The following is a 20,880-nucleotide window of genomic DNA, read 5'->3' on the forward strand; positions in this document are numbered from 1 at the left end:
CGGTGTGAGGTGAGAGCATGCCACGAAACAGCCCCGACAGTTTCGGAAGCCGAGCGACCCTGGCCGTCGGCCGATCCCGCTACAACTACCACTCCCTGCCGAAGTTCGCCGAGTCGTTCCGTGCGGACATTTCGCGCCTTCCCTACTCGATCAGGATTCTTCTGGAAAACCTTTTGCGCCGCGAGGACGGTGTTGCGGTCAAACGCGACGATATCGTGGCGCTCGGCCACTGGCATCCCCGGACTCTCCCGGACCGTGAAATCCAGTTCATGCCGGCCCGGGTTCTGCTCCAGGACTTTACCGGCGTGCCGGCAATCGCCGACCTTGCCGCCATGCGCTCGGCCCTGAGGCGGCTGGGCGGCGATCCTGCCCGGATCAACCCCTTGCAGCCGGCCGACCTCATCATCGACCATTCGGTGCAGGTGGACCGGTACGGCACCCTCTCGGCCCCCGAGACGAATGCCGATCTCGAATTCCGGCGCAACCGCGAGCGCTACCAGTTTCTCCGCTGGGGACAGAGGGCGTTCCGCAATTTTCGGGTGGTCCCGCCCGATACCGGCATCTGTCACCAGGTAAATCTCGAATACCTCGCCCAAATTGCCATGGTGGCCGAACAGAACGGCAGGAAATGGATATATCCCGACACCATCGTCGGCACCGATTCCCACACCACCATGGTCAACGGCCTGGGAGTCGTGGGGTGGGGGGTGGGGGGAATCGAGGCGGAAGCGGCGCTCCTGGGCCAGCCCTGCTCCATGCTGATCCCCCGGGTGGTGGGGTTTCGGCTCGCGGGAAGGCTGCCTCCCGGGGCAACGGCAACGGACCTGGTCCTCACGGTCACCCAGATGCTTCGCAAGAAGGGGGTGGTCGGCGCGTTCGTGGAGTTCTTCGGTCCGGGGCTCGCCTCGCTCACGGTTGCCGACCGCGCCACCATCGGCAACATGGCCCCCGAGTACGGGGCGACCATCGGAGTTTTCCCGGTGGACGAACAGACGCTCGACTATATGCGTCTCACCGGCAGGGCCGCTCTGGTACCCCTCATCGAAGCCTATTTTCGGGAGCAGGGCCTGTGGTACGGTCCCGACCAGCCGGAGCCGTGGTACTCGGACACCATCGAGCTGGATCTCGGCACCGTGGAGCCGTGTGTGGCCGGCCCTTCCCGCCCCCAGGACCGGATACCCCTCGCAGAGGTGCGCGGCTCATTCCGGAAATCCCTGGCCGGACTCATGCAGAACGAGGCGGCCCGCATCGACCGGAGCATCCTGGATTGCTGGCTCGGCGACGGGGGGGCTCCCCGCTATGTGGCCCCGGAGCTTTCCATCGCCCCGCCGGACGAGAAGCTCGGCCCACTGGAGCGGTGCGTGCCGGTCAGGCAGCCCGACGGCGTGGCCTACAACCTCTGCCACGGCTCCATCGTGATTGCCGCCATCACCAGTTGCACCAATACCTCGAACCCGTCGGTCCTCATGGCCGCCGGGCTCCTTGCCAGAAATGCCGTGCAGCGGGGCCTGCAGGTCAAGCCGTGGGTAAAGACCAGCTTTGCCCCGGGTTCACGGGTTGTGACCGATTATCTCGCCTCCGCCGGACTCATGGCATACCTGGAAGGGCTGCGCTTCCATCTGGTGGGCTTTGGCTGCACCACCTGCATCGGCAACAGCGGGCCGCTCCCCGACCATATCGCCCAGGCCGTTGTGGACGGCGGCCTCGCCGTGGCGGCGGTCCTGTCGGGAAACCGCAACTTCGAGGGGCGGATCAACAACTACGTCCGGACAAACTACCTTGCCTCGCCCCCCCTGGTGGTAGCCTATGCCCTGGCCGGCAACATCGCCATGGATCTTACCCGCGATCCGGTCGGCGTCGATCCGAACGGCCAGCCGGTCTACCTCAAGGATATCTGGCCCGCCGACGAGGAGGTTGCCGAGCTGGTGCGCCGCCACGTCACGCCGGAGCACTTCAGCCGCGGCTACGCCGATATCCTGCGGGGCAACGGGGCCTGGGAGGAGCTCCCCGTTCCCGCGAGCGAACTGTACCAGTGGGAGGAAACATCCACCTATCTCAAGGAGCCGCCGTTTTTCGCCGATGCCACTGCCGTGCCGGCGCCGGTCGACGATATCCGTGGCGCCCGGGTGCTGGCGCTCCTGGGAGACTCGGTCACCACCGACCACATCTCCCCGGCCGGCGCCATCGCCAGGGGGTGAAGCCCGAAGACTTCAACTCCTACGGCTCCCGGCGCGGCAATCACGATGTGATGGTCCGGGGGACCTTTGCCAACGTCCGGATCAGGAACCTCCTGGTGCCGGGTGTCGAAGGGGGGATGACGAACTACTTCCCGCAGGGGCAGGACCAGGGAGAGACGATGCCCATCTACGACGCTGCCATGCGCTACCAGCAGGACGGCATTCCCCTCATCGTCGTGGCCGGCGCCGAGTACGGCACCGGATCGTCCCGGGACTGGGCCGCCAAGGGGACCAGGCTCCTGGGGGTCCGCGCGGTGATCGCGCAGAGTTTCGAGCGGATCCACCGCTCCAACCTGATCGGCATGGGGGTGCTGCCGCTCCAGTTCATGGTGGGCGAAAGCCGCGAGACCCACGGCCTCACCGGACTGGAAACCTTTGATGTCGAGGGGCTTTCATCCCTTGTTCCCGGGGGCACGATTCGGGTCAGGGCCTTGAGCGCCGACGGCAGCGTCAGGGAATTCCCGGTGCTGGTCCGCATCGACACCCCCAACGAGCTCGATTATTACCGTCATGGAGGGATTCTTCCCTATGTGCTGCGCCAGGCGTTAGACTGAAAATAAATCAATAGGGTCCTTGTCCATGTGCACTCAATGATGGTGAGCAGTTTCCGGCGCGGTCCCATTTAATGCAATGTATGCCGCTGCCATGAATCGTGCTCATTTTTCACCTCTCGCACGGCATCCGGAGTTCTTTCCAGACCATGGGATGGAGCGCGCCCCAGTTACATGAAAGCAGGCATAGCAACAGACAGTGGTGCTGCTTTTGGGCTATGCGCCACTCCCCTCTCCATCATGTCTGGTTTACTGAAAGGCCGGCCGGGCATCATTCCGTCGAGGCGGCCGCAAGACGCTGGCGACACGCTGTCTTTTCCCGTTTCACTGTCCCGACAAAAAAGGAGAACGCGGCAATGAAGAAACTGGATGCGAAAATGCTGGAGGAACTTGGTGAGAGCGCATACCGGGAACTGGTGGCTGTTTATTGCAAGCTGCGCGACTTGAAGACGTCCATTACCCGGATGCACGATGACTACGTCGCGCAGGCCGCGCCGCCGGAATTGAACAGGGTGCAGGCAATCCGCCTGATCGTTGATGAGGCGTTTGACGACTTGGATCGATACCTGCGCCCCCAATGTGATCCTGATTCTGCCTATAGAACCGTGGAGCGTGATGAATGAGCGGAAGGCAGATCACTATGCAACTCGGCTGTATGGCCATTCCGCCGCGACAGGCCGATAAACGAGCTGTTGGCGGCGGAGCGGATTGAAACAACCGGATTCATCGAAATGTCACGGGGAGGGTCTGAATGATGGATGAATTGGGAATCTCTGCTGATGAAGTGAAATCCCGCATGAAAAGCGGAGAGGAGCTGTTTTTCGTAAACCTGCAACATCACCAAGACTGGGATCTGGCTGTCATGAAAGTCCGGGGTGCCCTACGCGTGCCAGATGACAGGCTGGAACAGCATTTCGCCGAAATACCCCGCGACCGGCCACTCATTGTCTACTCGACCTGTCCGGGGGATGAGCCAAGCCTGCGGGCCGCGCGGTTCCTTCAGCAGCATGGCTGGAATGATGTTCACTTCTTGATCGGTGGTTTCAATACGTATTGCGAGGCAGGGCTACCAGTGGAGGATGTGGGCACGGGAAGTACATCAAAGAAACTCAGGGGGCTCTGATGGCTCACGCGGACAAGGTCTGAATGCCGATCTCTCCCCACCGTCCAAATCCCGTAGCTTATCGCCGATGCGTTGACGGAACCATTCCGGCAAATGGTTACACCTCAGGGTACAGTGGCAGGGAGCCAGATGCAAAGCACTGCTTTGGAGGGGACAGACGACAAATTGACGGGCGCCCGACAGCGAGGGCAAAGGAGGAGCTCCGTATGGAAAACTGCAGAACGAACGAGGTGTTGTCGGAACAGATAGCGATAATTCAAGAATTCGCACAGAAATTGGATACGAATGACTTGAGCCAACTGGAAGCAAACCTTGCGGAGATAGAAATGGCGCTGAACAGGCTCACTGAATTCATGGCATATCTCCCCAAGTAGGCTTGTCGTACCTTGGACGGCTTGCATTCCCTGGGTGGGCGGTCCAGGCAGAAGAGCCGGCCAGTTGGCGCCCGCCCGGACTCCGCACTTCCCATCTGATTGGCTTGCGCAACCGGTTCCCGCGCCTCTCGACCCGGCAGCCACGACCTGCCTCATGGGCGGCAGATACGCCTCACAACCCGATAATCCTTTTCCGGAGAGCAAACAATGATGGCAATGACCTTAAGGACATGGGTGCGAGCTGAGTTGGAAACCGTCTGGGCCGTTGTTTCGGACAGCGTTGAGAACCCGCAGAGGTATATGTCGGATGTGGAAGCGGTCAGGGTATTGGAACGGCTTCAAGGTGGAACTATCAAGGAACTCACGATACGTGGCATGGAGTCCGCGCCCGGCTGCTTTGATTTTTTCGTGCTCGAAAGGGGAACCCTGAAGGAGGTAAAAAGCACGGAAAGCGACTACGTGCGCGTCTCCGGAGTGTTTGACTCCTTTGTGTTTGAACGCTCAATCACCAGAGAGGTCACGGTGCGGGGCGTGCCTTACAGGGAAAGGATTCGGATAAGCAACAAGGAGCGGAAAATTCACCGCGAGCTGATCGACCATCCCACCTGTTCCGGGAAGATAATCGTAAAAGCGGTTCCGAGCTCCGTGCAGAACCCCATGGCTCCTGTTGATCTACAATTCTTTCTGGAACTGGACTCCATGAACGGGTCGAAAGAGGAACAAGAAGAGATGGCCGCAGAGATCAGGAAAGAGCAACAGCGGCTTAAGGAGAAGGCCGAGGAGCTGGAAACGAATGTTTTAAGGAGTGAAGGCCAACCGGCCTTGCATTAGCGATTGCCATGCAACCGGCAATTCCTTAACCAAGCCGGATCAGGAGGACAAGATGACAAAGGCACCATGGGTTGACAAGGAAGAATGCATAAGCTGCGGGCTCTGCGTGAACAACGTTCCCGGCGTGTTCCGCTTCGATGACGAAAACAAGGCGGAATGCTACGACCCCAACGGCGCGCCTGAGGACGATATCCAGGGTGGCGCCATTGATGCCTGCCCGGTTTCGTGCATCAACTGGAGTACCGAGCCCGACTACCTGAGGAGCTTTGCCTGACGGAGTCTGGCGCTGTCCTGCACCGGCACTGCCCCGAGGAATGGAATGCTCCGTCCCGGTGGATTTATCGTGCCGGATCCATGGGAGAAAAGGAGGAAACCGCATGCAGTTTGCCGCAAAGCTCACCGAAGTCCCCCTCTGGGGCAAGAAGCTCGTCACCGTCAACGGTGAAGAGGTGGTGCTGATCAACGACAAAGCAACGATATTCGCCTGCGAGAATTATTGCCCCCACCAGGGAAGCCCGATGCTGGGGGGAATCGTCAAGAACGGGGTCATCTCCTGCCCGCGGCACGGCTGTCACTACGATCTGGCCAGCGGCGCCAGCACCGATCATCCCGGCTATACCCTGAAAACCTACCGGGTCGAGGTGGTCGGCGACGACATCATGATCGATACGGTAGCCGAATCCGATTGAAGGGAGTGCGATGGGATTGAGATGGGTCTGAGATTGTGATCGTTACCGTAACCATACTGGCACTGGCATCCCTCCTGTTCATATCAGGGATCATCCGCCCGGATCTCGTTGCCGTCAGTGCGTTGATTCTTCTCATGCTCTTCGGCATCCTGACGCCGGACGAAGCGCTGTCCGGCTTCTCCAGCCCGATTGTCATGATGATGATCGGCCTGTTCGTCGTGGGTGGCGGCATATTTCAGACCGGCCTGGCAAAGCAGGTGAGCAGGAGGCTGCTGAAGCTGGCCGGGACGAATGAGACGACTCTCCTGATCATGGTGATGGTTGTGACGGCGGCATTCGGCACCACGGTAAGCAACACGGGCACGGTGGCGGTGTTGATGCCCATCGTGGTCAGCTTGGCCACGAGCGCCCGCATCAACCCGGGCAGACTGCTGATGCCGCTGGCCTTTGCCAGCAGTTTTGGCGGCACCCTGACGCTCATCGGCACACCGCCAAACCTGGTGATTCAGGAGACGCTCGTCAGCGCGGGTTACGGGAAGCTGTCCTTCTTTTCATTCACGCCGATCGGGCTGGTCGGTTTCATGGTCGGGATTGTCAGCCTGCTCTTCCTGCGCCGGTTCCTGCCGAGGAATGAGGCGGGCAAGAAGACGCGCAGCGGGCGCTCGCCCGGCGAGCTCGCCCGGAAGTATCAGCTCTCGGACAACCTGTTCCGGGCAAAGGTGGGAGCAACATCCTCCGTTGCATCGAGAACTCTGAGCGAATTGAATATCTCGGCCCGGTTTGAAGTGAATATCATCGAGATCCGGCGTAAAACATCTGCAAGGAATCAATTCCTCAAGACGATCGACCAAGAGATTGCCGGACCGGCTACGGTGCTTGAGGAAGGGGACATCCTGTATATCCACGGCACATTCGATCAGGTGCGGCGGGTTACGAAGGAGTATGGCCTGATTCTGCTGGATCATCAGGTTCCCGAGGACAGACAGCCGGCCGGCGCTGAGCAGTACGCGACCGCGAAGATCGGCATCGCCGAGGTCATGCTGACTCCCGGCTCGAACCTGATCGGCAAGCTGGTCGAGCAATCCGGGTTTCGCGAGAAATACCGGGTAAACATCCTGGGAATCCAGAGGAAGGACCGCTTGCTGCTGCATAACCTGAAGGGAGAGAAGATGCTCTTCGGTGACGCCCTGCTTGTCCAGGGCACCTGGAAGGACATCGCCCTGCTTTCCGCCGAGCAGGCCGATTACGTTGTCATAGGTCAGCCGGCCGAAGAGTCGCGCAGGGTTACCATGGACAACAAAGCGCCCATTGCCGCGGGAGTCATGCTGCTGATGGTGCTACTGCTGGTCACCGAGCTTATTCCGGCGGTTGTCTCGGTCATGATTGCAGCGGTGCTGATGGTGCTGCTGGGCTGCGTTCGCACCATGGAGGACGCATACAAAACCATCAATTGGGAGAGCATTCTCCTGATCGGCGGCATGCTTCCGATGTCGACCGCCATCGAGAAGACCGGCGCCGCCGAACTTCTGTCGAACAGCCTGGCAAGCTCCCTGGGCAGTTATGGGCCGGTCGTGCTGCTTGCGGGGGTATATGTCACGACATCCGTGTTCACATTATTCATCAGCAATACGGCATGTGCGGTGCTGCTCGCCCCGATCGCGCTGAACGCAGCGGTCCAGCTCGGCGTCAGTCCCTACCCGTTCATGTTCGCTGTCTCGATTGGAGCCAGCATGTGCTTTGCATCGCCATTCTCGACGCCTCCCAACGCGCTCGTCATGTCGCCGGCCGCTATACATTCGGTGATTATATAAAGGTAGGGCTGCCCCTTCAGGTTGTCATGGGGATAGTGATGATTTCGGTTCTGCCGCTTTTCTTCCCGCTGTGAGCCGTGGAGAGAGCCGGGCAAATCTGTCCGAACCTTTGGAGGCGATCAGATGAAAACGGTAATACTTGGCGGAGTAGCCGGCGGGCTGTCCGCCGCCAGCCAGATCAAGCGCGCGGATCGGGATGCAGAGGTGATTGTCCTGGAAAAGTCGGGCGATCCTTCCTACGCCGCGTGCGGCATGCCCTACAACCTCTTCTTCAAGGATACGCCGGTGGAAGCTCTCTATGCCCTGAGCCTCGACACGATCCGGAACGGACGCGGCATCGACTACCGGCTCCGCCATGAAGCTGTCGCCATCGATCCCCTGCGGCAGGAGGTTACGGTTGTCGACCATGAGCAGAACCGGGAGTACCGCGAACGCTACGACTTCCTGGTCTATGCCACGGGCAACCGGCCCGCGCCCCTTCCCCTGCCCGGATTCGATGATCCGGCGGTCTGCTACTTCAAGACCCTGGACGACACGAGGCGGGTCAAACGTCTGATCCATGACCAGGCACCAGCCTGTGCGATTCTGGTGGGGGCCGGGTATACCAATCTGGAGGTGGCCGACGTCCTCTACAACATGAGGATCCGGCCGGTTATCGTGGAAAAGGCCCCGGCGATCCTCCCCGCCTTTGCAGCGGAGATCCGGGACAAGGTGATGGAGAAGATTGCTGAAAAAGGGATCGAATTCCACGCCGGCGTGGACGTCCAGGGGAAGGAAGGCGCCACGGTGCGGACCACGGCAGGCGATTTCGACGCCGGCCTCGTGGTCGTTGCCATCGGCGTGAAGCCGAACACCGGCCTCTTCGCCGCGGCCGGGGGCGAGCTCGGGGCTGCCGGAGCCGTCAAGGTAGACCGCTTCCTGCGCACGAGCCTCCCCGGCGTCTTTGCCGCCGGAGACTGCGCAGAGCACTATGTCCGCCAACTGGGGAGGAACAGCTACATGCCGCTCGGCCCCGTGGCCAATAAACAGGGGCGTCTTGCGGGCAACAACATAGCCCGCCACGATGCCATGACGATGTTTCACGGCATCGATCAGACCGCGGCGTTCAAATTTTTCGACCTGACGGTTGCCACAACCGGCCTCAACGAACGACAGCTTCAGGAGATGGGCCAGGAGTTCAGAAAAATCCACGTGGACACACCGACGAGGGGATCATTCCCCGGCGGAGGCACCATGCGGACCGTGCTTCTGTTCGAGAGGGGAACCGGCCTGCTCCTCGGCGGCCAGATGGTGGGACAGGATGTGGTGGCGAAACGGCTCGACGTCCTTGCCGCCGCCGTGTACAAGCAGATGACCGTTTTCGAGCTGGCAGAGCTCGACCTGAGCTATGCGCCTCCCTACGCACCGGTGTGGGACCCCCTCCTCATTGCGGCGAACCAGGCGGTCAAGGCCGTGTGACCTGATGTCTGGACAGTAAAGGACGAGCCGTCATGGACATCGCGACAGAGTCCCCACCCCTGACCATATACACCGTGGGTCATTCCACGCGCAGCCTGGAGCAATTCGCCGGGCTGTTGCGGGTCCACGGCATCAGGCAGCTCGTGGACGTGCGCACCATCCCCCGCTCGCGGCACAACCCCCAGTTCAATCGCGACACCCTGAGCGCATACCTTCGTAACCGTCGCATCGGCTACCGGCACATGAAGGAGCTGGGAGGATTGCGGCACCCCCGGGCCGATTCGCCCAACATGGGGTGGCACAACGCCTCTTTCCGGGGCTTTGCCGACTATATGCAGACGCCGCAGTTTGCCGCGGCCCTGGAAAAGCTCGTTGCGCTGTCCCGCAGAAAAGCGACCGCCATCATGTGTGCCGAAGCCGTTCCCTGGCGCTGCCACCGCTCGCTCATCGGCGATGCCCTTGTGATCCGCGGTGTTGAGGTCATGAATATCATGGGCCGAGGCAGCGCAACGCAGCACAGCCTCACCGCCATGGCGGCCGTGGAGGGGATGCGGATAACGTATCCGCCCGAACAGGATTAAGCGGCGTTTCCCCCAAAGGCCACCCCATGGCCGTGGGCAATGGAGATGGCCTGATGCCTGTCCTGTACAGCAAGAATTTTCCTGCAGCGCAGGAGACTCCTTTGGTGGCAGGAACGCAAGTGCGGCCGGGCATACCGCAGCGGGATGCAATCCGCTGGAATGACAGGGAGTTGCGACAGGCTTGGTCTTGGTATGTGCCGTGCAACCGTCATGACGGAAATGGAATCGGGTAATGGGGGCGTGAATCGCGTGAGCGACAGCCAGCGCACGAGAAACCGGCAATGAACGCGAGAGATAACCTCGGCAATCTGCCCAGGCCCCTTGTAATCACGTTGGGTGCTATCATCCTTGTGATGGTTGGCGTAATTGACTATCTTACGGGTCCCAACTTTTCGCTCTCCATTTTCTACCTGATCCCCGTCTTACTGGTTTCCTGGTATGCGGGGAGGGTGCCCGGCATTGCCATATCCTTTGCCTGCGCCCTGACATGGCTCATTGCCGGCCTGCTGGAGAAAACGTATTGCGAATATCCCGTTGTTCTCTATTGGAACGACTTGATGGAGTTGGCATTTTTTCTAACCGTAACGATTCTGATAACAGCGCTCAAAAGTTCATTGCAGCGCGAGATGGTTCTGGCCAAAACCGATTATCTGACAAAACTACCCAATAGAAGGTGTTTTTTCGAATTTTCAGAAAGGGAACTGGGCAGAAGTCTTCGTTACCATCACCCGCTCACGATCATATATCTCGATATTGACAATTTCAAAACCGTTAACGACACGATGGGGCACAGTGCCGGGAATGACCTGCTCTGCTTGGTGGCAGAGACCCTCAGCCGCATCATCCGATCAACCGATATGGTGGCAAGGCTGGGCGGCGATGAATTTGCGTTGCTCCTGCCGGAGAGTGACCCCGAATCGGCACGGAATGCCATCCATAAAGTGATGAACAGCCTTACGGAAGCTCTCAATGACAAGTGGCCGGTGACTTTCAGCGTGGGGATGGTAACATACATGCTCCCGCCGGCATCGGTAGACGAAATGGTGAAAAAAGCCGACAATGTGATGTATGCCGTAAAACTGGCCGGCAAGGGCGCGGTTCGGCACGAGGTAGTGGAACAGTGAACCTGGTGCCGGCCTGCAATGCATTCATCAGGCATCCTGAGTGACAACGCGGTAGGTCAGGAAAAGACGATCCCATGTCCATGACGATTCCTTCTGTGTTCAAATCAAGGCAGACTCCCCTGTCGATCGCACTCGTCTATGCTCTGGCCGGGGGAGCGTGGCTGTTGGGGACAAACGCTCTGACCGCCACGCTATTCAAGGGTCAGCCATTGGTGATATGGCTGACCGTGCTGAACGGCGTGCTTCTGATTGGTGTGTCGGCGGTTCTGCTGTTTCTGCTGATCCGCCGCAGAGAGGCGACCATAACGCGTTCACAGGAGTCGCTGCGCAGGACCAACCGTGCGCTTGCGACCCTCAGCGAGTGCGATCAGGCGCTTCTGCATGCCGCTGACGAACAGGGGTTCATCAGGGATGTGTGCCGGATTGCAGTGGAACATGGAGGCTATCGCCAGGCGTGGGCCTGGTTTGCGGAGGCCGATGGGGTAGCATCCATGCGGCCGGTTGCGTGCTGGGAAAACAAGGCCGCTGACATGAAGTCTCATCTCGACTCGGACATGGGTCAGGGAGTTGCCCGGGAGGCCCTCTCTACCGGCTGTCATGTGATCCGGAATATCACTACCAGGCTGGGTGCCGGCGAACTGTTCAGGCGCATCGCTTGTTCAGTCATATCGCTGCCGCTGTCCGACGACGAGGGGGTCTTCGGCGCCCTTGTCATATACGCCGATGGCGCCGATGCCTTTGCCCCGGAAGAGGCCGACCTCTTGCGGAAGCTGGCCGGCAACCTCGCACACGGAATCACGACTCTCCGGGTCCAGGCGGAAAAGTGTCAGTTAGAGAAACAGCATGCGATTCTCGCTGCCGTTATTGACCAGTTCATGCAGGGCGTCATTCTTTTTGCCCCCGACGGACTGATAAGCTACGTCAATCAGGCATTTGAGCGAATCAGCGGGACAGACCACGCCGACATCATCAATACACGCATCCACAGCTACGGCAAATCGCTCTTGGGATCTCCATTCATTCAGGCACTGAACGATGTCGTGGCTCAGTCGAAGCCCCGAACCGGAAGGTATGTCATCGTGAGGGACGACGACAGCAACCTGGATGTCGAAGTAATCCTTTCCCCGGTCAGGGAGGCTTCCGGCGCCGTTGCAAGCTATGTCGCCATTGTCCGTGACATGACGCCGGAGATGCACCTGGAAAGTCAACTGCGCCATGCGCAGAAAATGGAAGCCGTCGGGACGCTGGCCGGGGGAATCGCCCATGATTTCAACAATATTCTGGGAGCCATAATCATCAGCACCGAGTTGGCTCTTGATGACGCAAAAGAGGGGGCAAGCAACCCTGAACTGCTTGAAATTGTGCTCAATGCGGCCGAGCGCGGCCGGAACCTGGTCACTCAGATCCTTGCCTTCAGCAGGCAAGGCGAGCAGAAACGGCAGACGGTGCGAATGGCCCCGATCGTGAAAGAATGCCTGAAACTGCTGCGGGCCTCCCTGCCGACCACCATCGACATTCGTCCAACCATCCGCTGCGAAGACGCAATGGCCTCGATCGACCCGACCCAGATCCACCAGGTCATCGTGAATCTTTGCACCAATGCGGCCCATGCCATGCACGGCAAGGTCGGGACGCTCGAAGTTGTCCTGACCGACGTCACCCTCCATGAGGATGAGGCAGGCACCCATCCCGACCTGCATGCCGGCCCCTATGTGGAACTCTCGGTCAAAGACACGGGACATGGGATGGGGAGCGAGGTTCTGGAGCGAATCTTCGATCCGTTTTTCACCACGAAGGAGCAAGGACGGGGAACGGGGCTGGGACTGCCCGTTGTCTACGGCATCGTGAAGGACCATGGCGGGGGGATCGTGGTGGAGAGCGAGCCCGACAGGGGGACAACCGTGCGGGTCCTGATCCCGAGGGCGGAGCAGGTCGAGGAACAGCCAGATGCCGCCCCGGACGGGATTCCCGCCGGAGGAAACGAGAGGATTCTCTATGTGGATGACGAAGAAGACCTGGTCGCCACCACCGGCGAGATGTTGCGGCGGCTCGGCTATGAGGTGGTTGCCACCACCGGCAGTGTCGAGGCGCTGAAGCTCTTCACCGCTCACCCCGGACAATTCGACCTGATTATCACCGATCAGACCATGCCACTGCTGACCGGGACGGAACTGACCAGGGGAATACGCCGCCTCAGGCCGGAGGTGCCGGTTCTGCTCTGCTCCGGTTTCATCGACCAGGACGAACGCACCATCCTTCAGGAAGCCCGGGCCGCGGGCATTGCCGAGGTTCTGCGGAAGCCGGTTGACAGAGACGAAATGGCCCGGGCTATTCGGCGGGCATTGGACAGGAGTGTATAAGAAATCATGGCTGAGATCCTTATCATCGATGATGACGACTCCATGCGCTCTTCCCTGTGGCACATGGTGAAGCGGATGGGGCACCAGGCGGAAAGTGCCTCGACCCTCAGGGAAGGCCTTGAAAAAGCCTCCTCAGGGGCATTCGACGTGGTACTGCTCGATGTGAGCATGCCGGATGGAAACGGGCTCGACATTCTGCCGGATATCCAGCGGACTCCGGCCGAACCGGAGGTGATCATCATCACCGGTTACGGCAACCCGGACTCAGCCGAGCTGGCCATCAGGAGCGGGGCCTGGGACTACATTGAAAAGGGGACCTCGCTCAAGGCGATGACCCTGCATCTCGTGCGCGCACTCCAGTACCGGCAGGAGAAAATCGCCAGCCGCGGCGCGAGCGTCACCGCGCTCAAGCGTCACGACATCGTCGGCAACAGCCATAAGATCAGGGACTGCCTGGACCTGGTGGCCCAGGCAGCCGCCGGCGACACCTCTGTGATGATTACCGGAGAAACCGGCACGGGAAAAGAGCTTTTTGCCCGGGCCATCCACAGCAACAGCCGCCGGGCCGAGGGCAACTTCGTGGTGGTGGATTGTGCCGCTTTGCCGGAAACCCTGGTGGAAAGCCTCCTGTTCGGCCATGAAAAGGGGACGTTCACGGGAGCGGAAAAGGCCCGGGAAGGGCTCATCCAGCAGGCGCACGGGGGATCGCTCTTTCTGGACGAGGTCGGCGAGCTTCCCCTGTCGGTCCAGAAGGCTTTCCTGCGGGTCCTCCAGGAGCGCCGGTTCCGCCCCCTTGGCAGCCAGCGCGAGCAGGTGAGCGATTTCCGCCTCATCTCCGCGACCAACCGGGATCTCGACCAGATGGTGCGTGACGGCAGTTTTCGCGATGACCTGCTGTTCCGGCTCCGCGCGTTCGCCATCGAGCTTCCGCCGCTCCGGGAGCGTCCGGAGGACATCAAGGAATTGGCGCGTCACCATGTGGACAGACTCTGTGAGCGTTACGGATTTGCCACCAAAGGGTTTGCGCCGGAATTCCTGGAAACCCTGACCCAGCACTCGTGGCCCGGAAACGTGCGTGAACTGGTCAATACGCTGGAGCGGGCGCTCGCATCAGCCCGCCTGGAACCGACCCTCTTCCCCCAGCACCTGCCCCTTGACATCCGCGTACAGATCGCCCGGGCGGCAGTGGAGCAGCCCGAGCCCGGCGCAGCGCCCCAGCGGGTCACCCAATCGCTGCCCCGACTCCAGGACTTTCGCGAAACAGTGTTCGCCCAGGCTGAAAAGCAATACCTCAGCGACTTACTCTCCCTCACCGGCAATGATCTCAAGGAGGCGTGCCGCATTGCCGGACTTTCACTGTCGCGTTTGTACGCCCTTCTCAGCAAGCACGGCGTAAAACCGACCTAGAGCGAGGCAGCCCTGCGACGCAGCGGTACCCGCCCCGCGCACGTCGCCACAGGCTCCCGTCTCTGCCGTGCCCCGGGAATCTATACAAACGACAAAACCCTTACGCCGGCGAAGGAATGCTATCCCCATATTGACTGCTGACAGACATATCAGCGTCTCGCTTGGTACGCCACTGGAAGTACGTGTGGTCAAAAGGACCGGAACAACGGCAGTAGCTCCCCGCACGAAACACCAGTATCCCCTTCCGGTTCCAGCCGTACAGAGATTTCCTGTACGGCTGGAATCATTCTTGCCCCACAGGAAAAATTTTCCACCCTCCTGACAGCAGCCATGCGTATCTAGCCGTAATTACACAGCAGGCAGCAAAGCCCCATTCTGGCACGTGCCATGCTTTAGTACCCATTGAATATGAATGGGCGAGGTCATGGGAGGAGTTCACTGCCCGCGTCGTTTCGACGCGCAAGGAGCGGGCCGGGCAACCGAGGCAGGGTGAACCGTGCCCTCCCGATGATGAATGGCTGGTCGGCAGTACTGACATGTTCCCGGAAGAACCGATGGTGGCTACTTCAAAAACGGTCATGCTTGATCGTGCGTTCTGCCAAGGAGCGAGAGCTATGAAAGAGCCGGTCAACGGAGCCAAACACATCTACATTACCGAGTACGATCTGATCAGACTGCGAGATTTGCTTGTGGTGGCAAGAGAATATCTTTCTGAAAAAGGAGAGTACCTTGATGAGCTGGATAACGAATTGGAGCAAGCAAGCATAGTTGGGCCAGAAGAGATACCATCCGATGTTGTTACCATGAATTCAACAGTAGTACTGAAAGCATTGATGGGTGAGCAGGAATTTATTTATAGTTTGGTATTTCCCGCTGAAGCCGGAGTCGAGCAGAACAAAGTTTCGATCATCAGCCCGATGGTACATCAATGATTGGTTGTAGAGTCGGTGATATTATTGAATGGCAAGACGTGGCTGGCTTGAGGAGATTGCAAATCATCAAAGTCATCTATCAGCCAGAAGCTGCCGGTGACTACCATCTCTGACCCCATAGCCACACATTCAATCTATTACCTATCGATCAATGATCATCGATAGCAAAGCGCCATAGAGACACTAATAAAACTAAAAGTGAGGTACGTGTGAGCGATATAATAATCACGGTCGATCTGGGCATTATGAATGCCTACGAGATTGTCAGGGATCCTCTGAAGATTGAAAGCGACAGGCTGGAACCGATAAAAAGCCCTGTTGCCGTTGAATCGTCTGCCAAGGTAACGGATAAATACGGGGATGCAGCGGGGAGATTCTACCAGGGCGGCGGTACAGGCACGAGGGCAGCGGGATTCGGAGAACAGCATACTGTCGAACTGGAAACCAAAAGGCGGCTGATAAGACTGCTCGCTGAAAACATCAACAGGCTGGTAAGCGAAAAGGACTGCGACAGGTGGTTTTTGGCCGCGGACAGAAGCATAAACAATCAGATACTCGAAAGTCTGGCCCCGGCAGTGAAGGCGAAGTTAAAAAGAAACATTGCGGCAAACCTCACAAAGATCGACAAGTCGGAGGTCATGAGCCATTTTGCCTGACATGGCCCGGCAGGACGCATGAATGCGCTGTAAGCGTGCGCACCGTGGCGGCATTTCATTGGGTGCAACCTGTGGAACGCTCCACCAGCCGGCCGGTTGTGCCAAGGCCCTGGCTCCGGACCAGGACTGCCAGGTCAAGCAGGGCTCGAACCAGGCTTGAGTGATCCGCATCCGGCGCATCGAGCCGTCCCCTGATGCGCGCCGGGCCGTTGTTCCACGCCTCTCCGCTCGCCTTCATCCTCCTGCGAATACCTCTCCCAAAGACCGCCGGAATTGTTCGCGGGGATCAAGCAAGACCTCGAAAATTTCCTGTACAACTGGAATAATTCCCACCCGGCAGGAAAATTCCCGGTTTCTCCAGGCAACACCAACAGGGTATCTAGTTGAAATTACGGCATTGTCAACAGCGCCTCCTTCTGGCACGTGCCGTGCTTTAACGATTATTGAATACTCAGAAGCGGAGCGAGGTTATTGCCTATGGATGTACTTTTCTACGCCCCTGAAGGAGTTGGCGAGGATATCCGAAAAACGGTTTCGGGAGTTATTCCCGGCCTTGAGGTATTTCGGTCACAGGCAGCGCTTGCCGAACGATTCCGCCGGGTACTGGAGCAACCTGCGATCACCGTTCTGATCGCCCAGGACAGGGATGAACTGGAGCGCCTGCTTACCATGCGAACTGCTTTCCGCGACACGAAGACCGTTCTGGTCCTTCCCGACAGGCGGGCCGAGACGGTCTCCCGTGGGCACTGCCTGGAACCGCGGTTTATGACGTACCTGGACCAGAACCCGGCGGAGGTGGTCGCCGTGCTCGTAAAAATGGCGAACCCCGGCAACGGGAACCGGGAGCCTTGAGGGAACGGATTTCGCTGCCATAGCGGCAGCAGGGACGCAAAAGCCGGGGAGAATGAACGGCAGAACACGCTGCAACGAAGCGATGCCGCCGCGCATCGGTCCGGGCGGCCTCTGCCCGGAGGAGTTGCCGTTCCCGCGGGCGCATGGCGCGGCAGGGATGCGGCATACCCCCCAGTCAGCGGCCGGGGCAGGAAGAGCCCCCGGCCCCAGGGTCCTGCTCCATTGCTCCGTCCGGAGTCGGGACACGGAACGGACCAGCCGGTTTCGACGGATCTGGATATCGTGCATTGGCGATGGAGGAGTCTGCAATGCGTACACGATTGTCACCCAAGGGCGGAAGGCGGGGCACCGTACCGCCTGCCTGCGGTATCTGCAGCAAACAATGCAGGGCCATCGGGAGCGTCGAGCATGACCTGGCCGGTGGAGTTGGCCACGGTGCCGGCCGGAGGCGGCGTATCGGCTGCGGCACCATCTGCCATGAGGAATACCGTTTGGCCATGACCGATGACGCCGTGTGTCCGGACCTGACCGGGTAGCGGCACTAACAGGTCGTTGAAAATCGGCCCTATTTGAGATTGAAGAACTTTTAGTTCGATTTTTTTGAATCAGTTGAGCGCTTTATCGGGTTTCAGTCCGCCGTTTTGCTCTTTATCAACCTCATATGCTGCTGTTGTTGCCTGATTCGAGGGATGTTCCCCCTGTCAGGTGACACCAAGGCCCAGGTTTTTCATCCGAACCAGGTTGTAAGCCGCTGCGTGCAGGTCAAGTTGCATGGCGATTTTCTCGATTCCCCGGTACATCGTTTTGCGTAACCTGCCTACGGTCTTCATCCAGCCAAAGCCTTCTTCGATCCGTTTCCTGATCTTCTGGCTGATGGCGTAGTTCGGATGATTGGTGGTTCTACCGTCAATGGCCGACTTTCTGTTCGTGGTGTTCTGCGCCACGTGCGGTGTGATCCTGAGCCGGCGGAGTTCTCTGACGAAGGCTTCCGTGTCGTAGCCTTTGTCACCGCCAAGCGATATGCGGCGGGTGGTCCGGGGGAGACGCTGCACCATTGTCTTTGCCGCTTCGCGTTCGCCGGAACCGGATGCCATTGTTACCTTGGTCCTGACAATCAGGCCACTGCGGTTCTCCATCAGGGTGTGCCCCTGGTAGCAGAGCTTGGCTTCCTTGGTCTTTCCCTTGCGGTAGAGACGGGCATCGGGATCGGTAACAGAACCATGGGTTTCGTTGGTAAGCTTCTGCCCTTTGAAATCCACGGTCTCGTTTCTGCCTCCACCGCCAGCTGACGGTGGACCATCCTTGGGCTTGAAGCTCTTGATGGATGCCCAGGCTTCGATGAGGGTGCCATCAACCGTGAAGTGCTCGCGTGACAAAAGGCGCTTTCTTTCCGCCTGAGCCAGTATCCGTGACAGAAACTCGGCAGCAACCTCGGAACCGATCAACCGTTCGCTGTTCTTGGTAAAACTGGAATGGTCCCAGACCTTCTCATCCAGGCCCATACCAAGGAACCAGCGGAACAGGAAGTTGTAGTGGATCTGCTCCACCAGCTGCCGGTTGCTACGGATGGAGTAAAGAATCATCAGCAGTTGGGCTTTCAAGAGCTTCTCCGGCGGGATCGACGATCTGCCGGTTGTGGCATACATACTGTCAAAGAGCTTGTCCATCCCTGCCAGGGCTTCGTCAGCCATTTTACGAATGGCCCGCAAGGGGTGGTCCTTCGGGACAAAGGATTCAGGAGTCACATAGGTAAAAAGTGCTTCTGTGTTGCTGTCAAAACCGCGCATAACTTTCCTCAATAATTGCAAAGTGTTATGCGCGATAAACTACCATAAAACGGCTGTTTTCTCTATTTGAATTTCAACAGCCTGCTAACACCTTTGAGAAAGGAGCGACTCAATGGCTGCTTCGAAAATACTGTTTGCTGCCGGGAGTGATTGTGACTTCACCCTCCTGGAAGAGCTTTTCGACAGAAACAACACAACAGTCCATCGTGTCCGCAGCGGAGAAGAGGCCCTTGCCACGCTGCGCACCACATCCTTTGAGCTCATGCTCACCGATCTGGAGATGCCGGACATGGATGCCATCACGTTGGCCCGCAGGGCCCGCAGGGCCCGTCCCGGACTCACCGTCTTCATGTATACCGACTTGCCGACGCAGGCCCTGCGGCGCGAGATCGGCGAAGCGGGCATTGAGCGGATCTTTGACAAGCCCTTGTCCCCCAAGCTGGTGCGGTATCTGCTGTGGGAAGCCCGCAGGGCATCCGAAAGAGGGGGTGGCGGGGATGCTGCGTCAGCGAAAGGAGTGTAGGGATTGCCCATGCTCACGTGGTCTGAATACATAAAAATATTCACCGCTCTGCTGGTGATCATCAACCCCGTTGGCGCCATTCCCGTTTTCGTGGCGACGACCAATGACGATCCCCCAAAGGACCGACTGAGAACGGCACGTGTTACTGCATGCTCGGTGGGGATCGTTCTGACGGTGACCGTATTGGTCGGGGAGGCACTGCTGCGCTTTTTCGGCGTCAGCATCGCATCGTTCCGCGTCGGAGGAGGAATCCTCATTCTGCTGAATGCCATTGCCATGTTTTACGCCCAGAGCAGCCAAAGCAGGTATACCGATGAGGAGGCCCGAGAGGCGGAAGAAAAGGAGGACATCGCCGTGGTGCCTCTCTCAATCCCCCTTCTTGCGGGGCCCGGGGCTATCAGCACGGTAATCATCTACAGCAATCAGGCGGAAAGCTGGGGTCACGACGGCATCCTGATTTTCATCAGCGCGGCCGCGGCGTGCCTCGTATGGCTCGTCCTGCGTCTGGCTATTCCCATCGGAAAGATGATGGGGAAAACAGGCATCAATATCGCGACACGGCTCATGGGGCTACTTCTGGCCGCCATTGCCATAGAATTCATTGCCGGCGGACTGAGCCAGCTCCTTCCCGGCCTGCTGTGAGCACATTCACTGAAACGTTCTCTGACAGAACAGAACCATCCGGAAACTCAGCAGACGGTTGGACGCCCCGGCAGCGCCCGGAGCGGAGCAGCCGGGACATATTCAGTTGGACAGGCGAGGACGCGGGCACCGCGCAACGCAGCAGATGCCCCCGCAGGGGCTTTGCAACAGCCTGTCAGAAGATACTTTTCATCATGAGGAGGATACAGCCATATGGATGCACGAGCTATCTACGTAACCGAGGACGATCTCTCAAGGCTTGAGGAGATTCTTGACACGATAACGTCCCGCGACCGCAAGGATCTCCAGAAACTGGAAGACGAACTGGCATCGGCAACGATCGTCGATCCCCAGAATGTCCCACCGAATGTCGTAACCATGAACTCGCGGGTGAAGCTGCGCGATATCCGTGCCGACAAGGAAATGACCATATCGTTGGTCTTTCCCAATGACGCAAACATCGCGGAAGGAAAAATCTCAGTTCTGTCACCCATCGGAACCGCGATCCTCGGCTTTGGCGCCGGCGACACCCTGGACCTGTCCGTCCGCTCGTTTGCCAAAAAAATCAGGATCGAGGAAATTCTCCATCAGCCCGGCGCGGCAGGGAGCCATGATTTGTAGGGCATCGGCGGGAGATCAGTGCTCATCGGACAAATAACTATCGAAAAGGAGATGATGCACCATGAAATGTCCCATCTGTAACGATCGCACGACAATCGAAATCGTCATGCACTCTGACGGATATGCCGACAACCTGCTCGAATGCACCCGCTGCGGTACCATCTGGATCGCTAACGCGGAGGGAATCATTCTGCTTAACAACAACGTTGTTTCCGGGTGACAAGGACTCTCCGCAGCCGGGCCCGACGTGCCCGTCGCAGAAGGCGGGCCAGGGTGGCGAGGCGCGCGTCCGTTGCCCGCGCAGCACATCGGCCACCTGTG

At 59.0% G+C, this 20,880-nt stretch carries 20 protein-coding genes and 2 pseudogenes; 20 read left to right on the forward strand and 2 right to left on the reverse strand.

Translation table 11 applies throughout. The features are described 5' to 3' along the window. Positions 1-17: 17 nt before the first annotated feature. The 14 genes and pseudogenes from acnA to A2G06_12500 all read left to right on the forward strand — a co-directional run bounded on the left by acnA (position 18) and on the right by A2G06_12500 (position 16,134). Positions 18-2,791, forward strand: a pseudogene (gene acnA, locus A2G06_12435) (aconitate hydratase). Between the two features lie 353 nt (positions 2,792-3,144). Next, positions 3,145-3,411: a hypothetical protein gene (locus tag A2G06_12440; GenBank protein ANA40943.1), complete on the forward strand. Its 267-nt coding sequence runs from the start codon at positions 3,145-3,147 to the stop codon at positions 3,409-3,411. 128 nt (positions 3,412-3,539) lie between these two features. Further along, positions 3,540-3,911 (forward strand): sulfurtransferase, encoded by a 372-nt coding sequence (locus tag A2G06_12445; GenBank protein ANA40944.1) that lies wholly within the window; start codon positions 3,540-3,542, stop codon positions 3,909-3,911. 581 nt (positions 3,912-4,492) lie between these two features. Next, positions 4,493-5,116: a hypothetical protein gene (locus tag A2G06_12450; protein ID ANA40945.1), complete on the forward strand. Its 624-nt coding sequence runs from the start codon at positions 4,493-4,495 to the stop codon at positions 5,114-5,116. A 52-nt stretch (positions 5,117-5,168) separates the two neighbouring features. Then, positions 5,169-5,390, forward strand: coding sequence for a ferredoxin (locus A2G06_12455; protein ID ANA40946.1), 222 nt, complete (start codon positions 5,169-5,171; stop codon positions 5,388-5,390). A gap of 103 nt (positions 5,391-5,493) precedes the next feature. Beyond that, the gene (locus tag A2G06_12460; GenBank protein ANA40947.1) at positions 5,494-5,805 is read left to right on the forward strand and encodes a 2Fe-2S ferredoxin; all 312 of its coding nucleotides are present in this window, start codon (positions 5,494-5,496) and stop codon (positions 5,803-5,805) included. A 35-nt stretch (positions 5,806-5,840) separates the two neighbouring features. Next, a pseudogene (locus A2G06_12465) lies at positions 5,841-7,690 on the forward strand (citrate transporter). 49 nt (positions 7,691-7,739) lie between these two features. After that, positions 7,740-9,074 carry an NADH oxidase gene (locus A2G06_12470; protein ID ANA40948.1) on the forward strand — a complete coding sequence of 445 codons (1,335 nt, stop codon included), beginning with the start codon at positions 7,740-7,742 and terminating at the stop codon, positions 9,072-9,074. A gap of 32 nt (positions 9,075-9,106) precedes the next feature. After that, the gene (locus A2G06_12475) at positions 9,107-9,655 is read left to right on the forward strand and encodes a DNA repair protein (protein ID ANA40949.1); all 549 of its coding nucleotides are present in this window, start codon (positions 9,107-9,109) and stop codon (positions 9,653-9,655) included. A 281-nt stretch (positions 9,656-9,936) separates the two neighbouring features. Beyond that, positions 9,937-10,779, forward strand: a complete 843-nt coding sequence (locus A2G06_12480; protein ANA40950.1) for a hypothetical protein — start codon at positions 9,937-9,939, stop codon at positions 10,777-10,779. Positions 10,780-10,874: 95 nt separating this feature from the next. Then, on the forward strand, positions 10,875-13,139 hold the full coding sequence (locus tag A2G06_12485) for a histidine kinase (GenBank protein ANA41679.1): 2,265 nt from the start codon (positions 10,875-10,877) through the stop codon (positions 13,137-13,139). A 6-nt stretch (positions 13,140-13,145) separates the two neighbouring features. Beyond that, entirely contained in the window at positions 13,146-14,546 is a 1,401-nt protein-coding gene (locus A2G06_12490; GenBank protein ANA40951.1) for a Fis family transcriptional regulator, read from the forward strand. Positions 14,547-15,160: 614 nt separating this feature from the next. After that, complete coding sequence (locus tag A2G06_12495) at positions 15,161-15,478, forward strand: hypothetical protein (GenBank protein ID ANA40952.1); 318 nt, start codon at positions 15,161-15,163, stop codon at positions 15,476-15,478. Between the two features lie 209 nt (positions 15,479-15,687). Next, positions 15,688-16,134 carry a hypothetical protein gene (locus A2G06_12500; protein ANA40953.1) on the forward strand — a complete coding sequence of 149 codons (447 nt, stop codon included), beginning with the start codon at positions 15,688-15,690 and terminating at the stop codon, positions 16,132-16,134. Between the two features lie 55 nt (positions 16,135-16,189). Here A2G06_12500 and A2G06_12505 read toward each other — a convergent pair whose 3' ends face one another. Then, complete coding sequence (locus A2G06_12505) at positions 16,190-16,372, reverse strand: hypothetical protein (GenBank protein ANA40954.1); 183 nt, start codon at positions 16,370-16,372, stop codon at positions 16,190-16,192. A gap of 239 nt (positions 16,373-16,611) precedes the next feature. Here A2G06_12505 and A2G06_12510 point away from each other — a divergent pair, with 239 nt between their 5' ends. Both A2G06_12510 and A2G06_12515 read left to right on the forward strand, forming a co-directional pair. Then, positions 16,612-16,986 carry a hypothetical protein gene (locus A2G06_12510; GenBank protein ANA40955.1) on the forward strand — a complete coding sequence of 125 codons (375 nt, stop codon included), beginning with the start codon at positions 16,612-16,614 and terminating at the stop codon, positions 16,984-16,986. Positions 16,987-17,306: 320 nt separating this feature from the next. Beyond that, positions 17,307-17,522, forward strand: coding sequence for a hypothetical protein (locus A2G06_12515; protein ANA40956.1), 216 nt, complete (start codon positions 17,307-17,309; stop codon positions 17,520-17,522). A 165-nt stretch (positions 17,523-17,687) separates the two neighbouring features. Here the strand turns inward: A2G06_12515 and A2G06_12520 are convergent, their stop codons facing one another. Continuing rightward, a complete protein-coding gene (locus A2G06_12520) occupies positions 17,688-18,773 on the reverse strand; it encodes a transposase (GenBank protein ANA40957.1) in 1,086 nt (361 codons plus the stop codon). A gap of 112 nt (positions 18,774-18,885) precedes the next feature. On the opposite strand from A2G06_12520, the gene A2G06_12525 reads away from it, so the two are divergent. The 4 genes from A2G06_12525 (at position 18,886) to A2G06_12540 (ending at position 20,779) form a co-directional block, all read left to right on the forward strand. Beyond that, positions 18,886-19,296 carry a hypothetical protein gene (locus A2G06_12525; protein ANA40958.1) on the forward strand — a complete coding sequence of 137 codons (411 nt, stop codon included), beginning with the start codon at positions 18,886-18,888 and terminating at the stop codon, positions 19,294-19,296. Positions 19,297-19,305: 9 nt separating this feature from the next. Continuing rightward, positions 19,306-19,938 (forward strand): hypothetical protein, encoded by a 633-nt coding sequence (locus A2G06_12530; GenBank protein ID ANA40959.1) that lies wholly within the window; start codon positions 19,306-19,308, stop codon positions 19,936-19,938. Positions 19,939-20,151: 213 nt separating this feature from the next. Continuing rightward, a complete protein-coding gene (locus A2G06_12535; GenBank protein ANA40960.1) occupies positions 20,152-20,559 on the forward strand; it encodes a transcription elongation factor GreAB in 408 nt (135 codons plus the stop codon). Positions 20,560-20,620: 61 nt separating this feature from the next. Then, a complete protein-coding gene (locus tag A2G06_12540) occupies positions 20,621-20,779 on the forward strand; it encodes a hypothetical protein (GenBank protein ANA40961.1) in 159 nt (52 codons plus the stop codon). The last annotated feature ends 101 nt before the right edge of the window (positions 20,780-20,880 follow it).

The sequence above is a fragment of the Geobacter anodireducens genome (assembly GCA_001628815.1).
Lineage (GTDB): Bacteria > Desulfobacterota > Desulfuromonadia > Geobacterales > Geobacteraceae > Geobacter > Geobacter anodireducens.

What these genes read in the sequence shown, in the direction of transcription:
- A2G06_12490 (ANA40951.1), top strand. Translation starts at nt 13,146, where the DNA reads ATGGCTGAGATCCTTATCATCGATGATGACGACTCCATGCGCTCTTCC.
- A2G06_12445 (ANA40944.1), top strand. Translation starts at nt 3,540, where the DNA reads ATGATGGATGAATTGGGAATCTCTGCTGATGAAGTGAAATCCCGCATG.
- A2G06_12520 (ANA40957.1), bottom strand. Translation starts at nt 18,773, where the DNA reads ATGCGCGGTTTTGACAGCAACACAGAAGCACTTTTTACCTATGTGACT.
- A2G06_12535 (ANA40960.1), top strand. Translation starts at nt 20,152, where the DNA reads ATGGATGCACGAGCTATCTACGTAACCGAGGACGATCTCTCAAGGCTT.
- A2G06_12510 (ANA40955.1), top strand. Translation starts at nt 16,612, where the DNA reads ATGGATGTACTTTTCTACGCCCCTGAAGGAGTTGGCGAGGATATCCGA.
- A2G06_12480 (ANA40950.1), top strand. Translation starts at nt 9,937, where the DNA reads ATGAACGCGAGAGATAACCTCGGCAATCTGCCCAGGCCCCTTGTAATC.
- A2G06_12440 (ANA40943.1), top strand. Translation starts at nt 3,145, where the DNA reads ATGAAGAAACTGGATGCGAAAATGCTGGAGGAACTTGGTGAGAGCGCA.
- A2G06_12455 (ANA40946.1), top strand. Translation starts at nt 5,169, where the DNA reads ATGACAAAGGCACCATGGGTTGACAAGGAAGAATGCATAAGCTGCGGG.
- A2G06_12460 (ANA40947.1), top strand. Translation starts at nt 5,494, where the DNA reads ATGCAGTTTGCCGCAAAGCTCACCGAAGTCCCCCTCTGGGGCAAGAAG.
- A2G06_12475 (ANA40949.1), top strand. Translation starts at nt 9,107, where the DNA reads ATGGACATCGCGACAGAGTCCCCACCCCTGACCATATACACCGTGGGT.
- A2G06_12505 (ANA40954.1), bottom strand. Translation starts at nt 16,372, where the DNA reads ATGAAGGCGAGCGGAGAGGCGTGGAACAACGGCCCGGCGCGCATCAGG.
- A2G06_12530 (ANA40959.1), top strand. Translation starts at nt 19,306, where the DNA reads ATGCTCACGTGGTCTGAATACATAAAAATATTCACCGCTCTGCTGGTG.
- A2G06_12450 (ANA40945.1), top strand. Translation starts at nt 4,493, where the DNA reads ATGATGGCAATGACCTTAAGGACATGGGTGCGAGCTGAGTTGGAAACC.
- A2G06_12525 (ANA40958.1), top strand. Translation starts at nt 18,886, where the DNA reads ATGGCTGCTTCGAAAATACTGTTTGCTGCCGGGAGTGATTGTGACTTC.
- A2G06_12540 (ANA40961.1), top strand. Translation starts at nt 20,621, where the DNA reads ATGAAATGTCCCATCTGTAACGATCGCACGACAATCGAAATCGTCATG.
- A2G06_12495 (ANA40952.1), top strand. Translation starts at nt 15,161, where the DNA reads ATGAAAGAGCCGGTCAACGGAGCCAAACACATCTACATTACCGAGTAC.
- A2G06_12470 (ANA40948.1), top strand. Translation starts at nt 7,740, where the DNA reads ATGAAAACGGTAATACTTGGCGGAGTAGCCGGCGGGCTGTCCGCCGCC.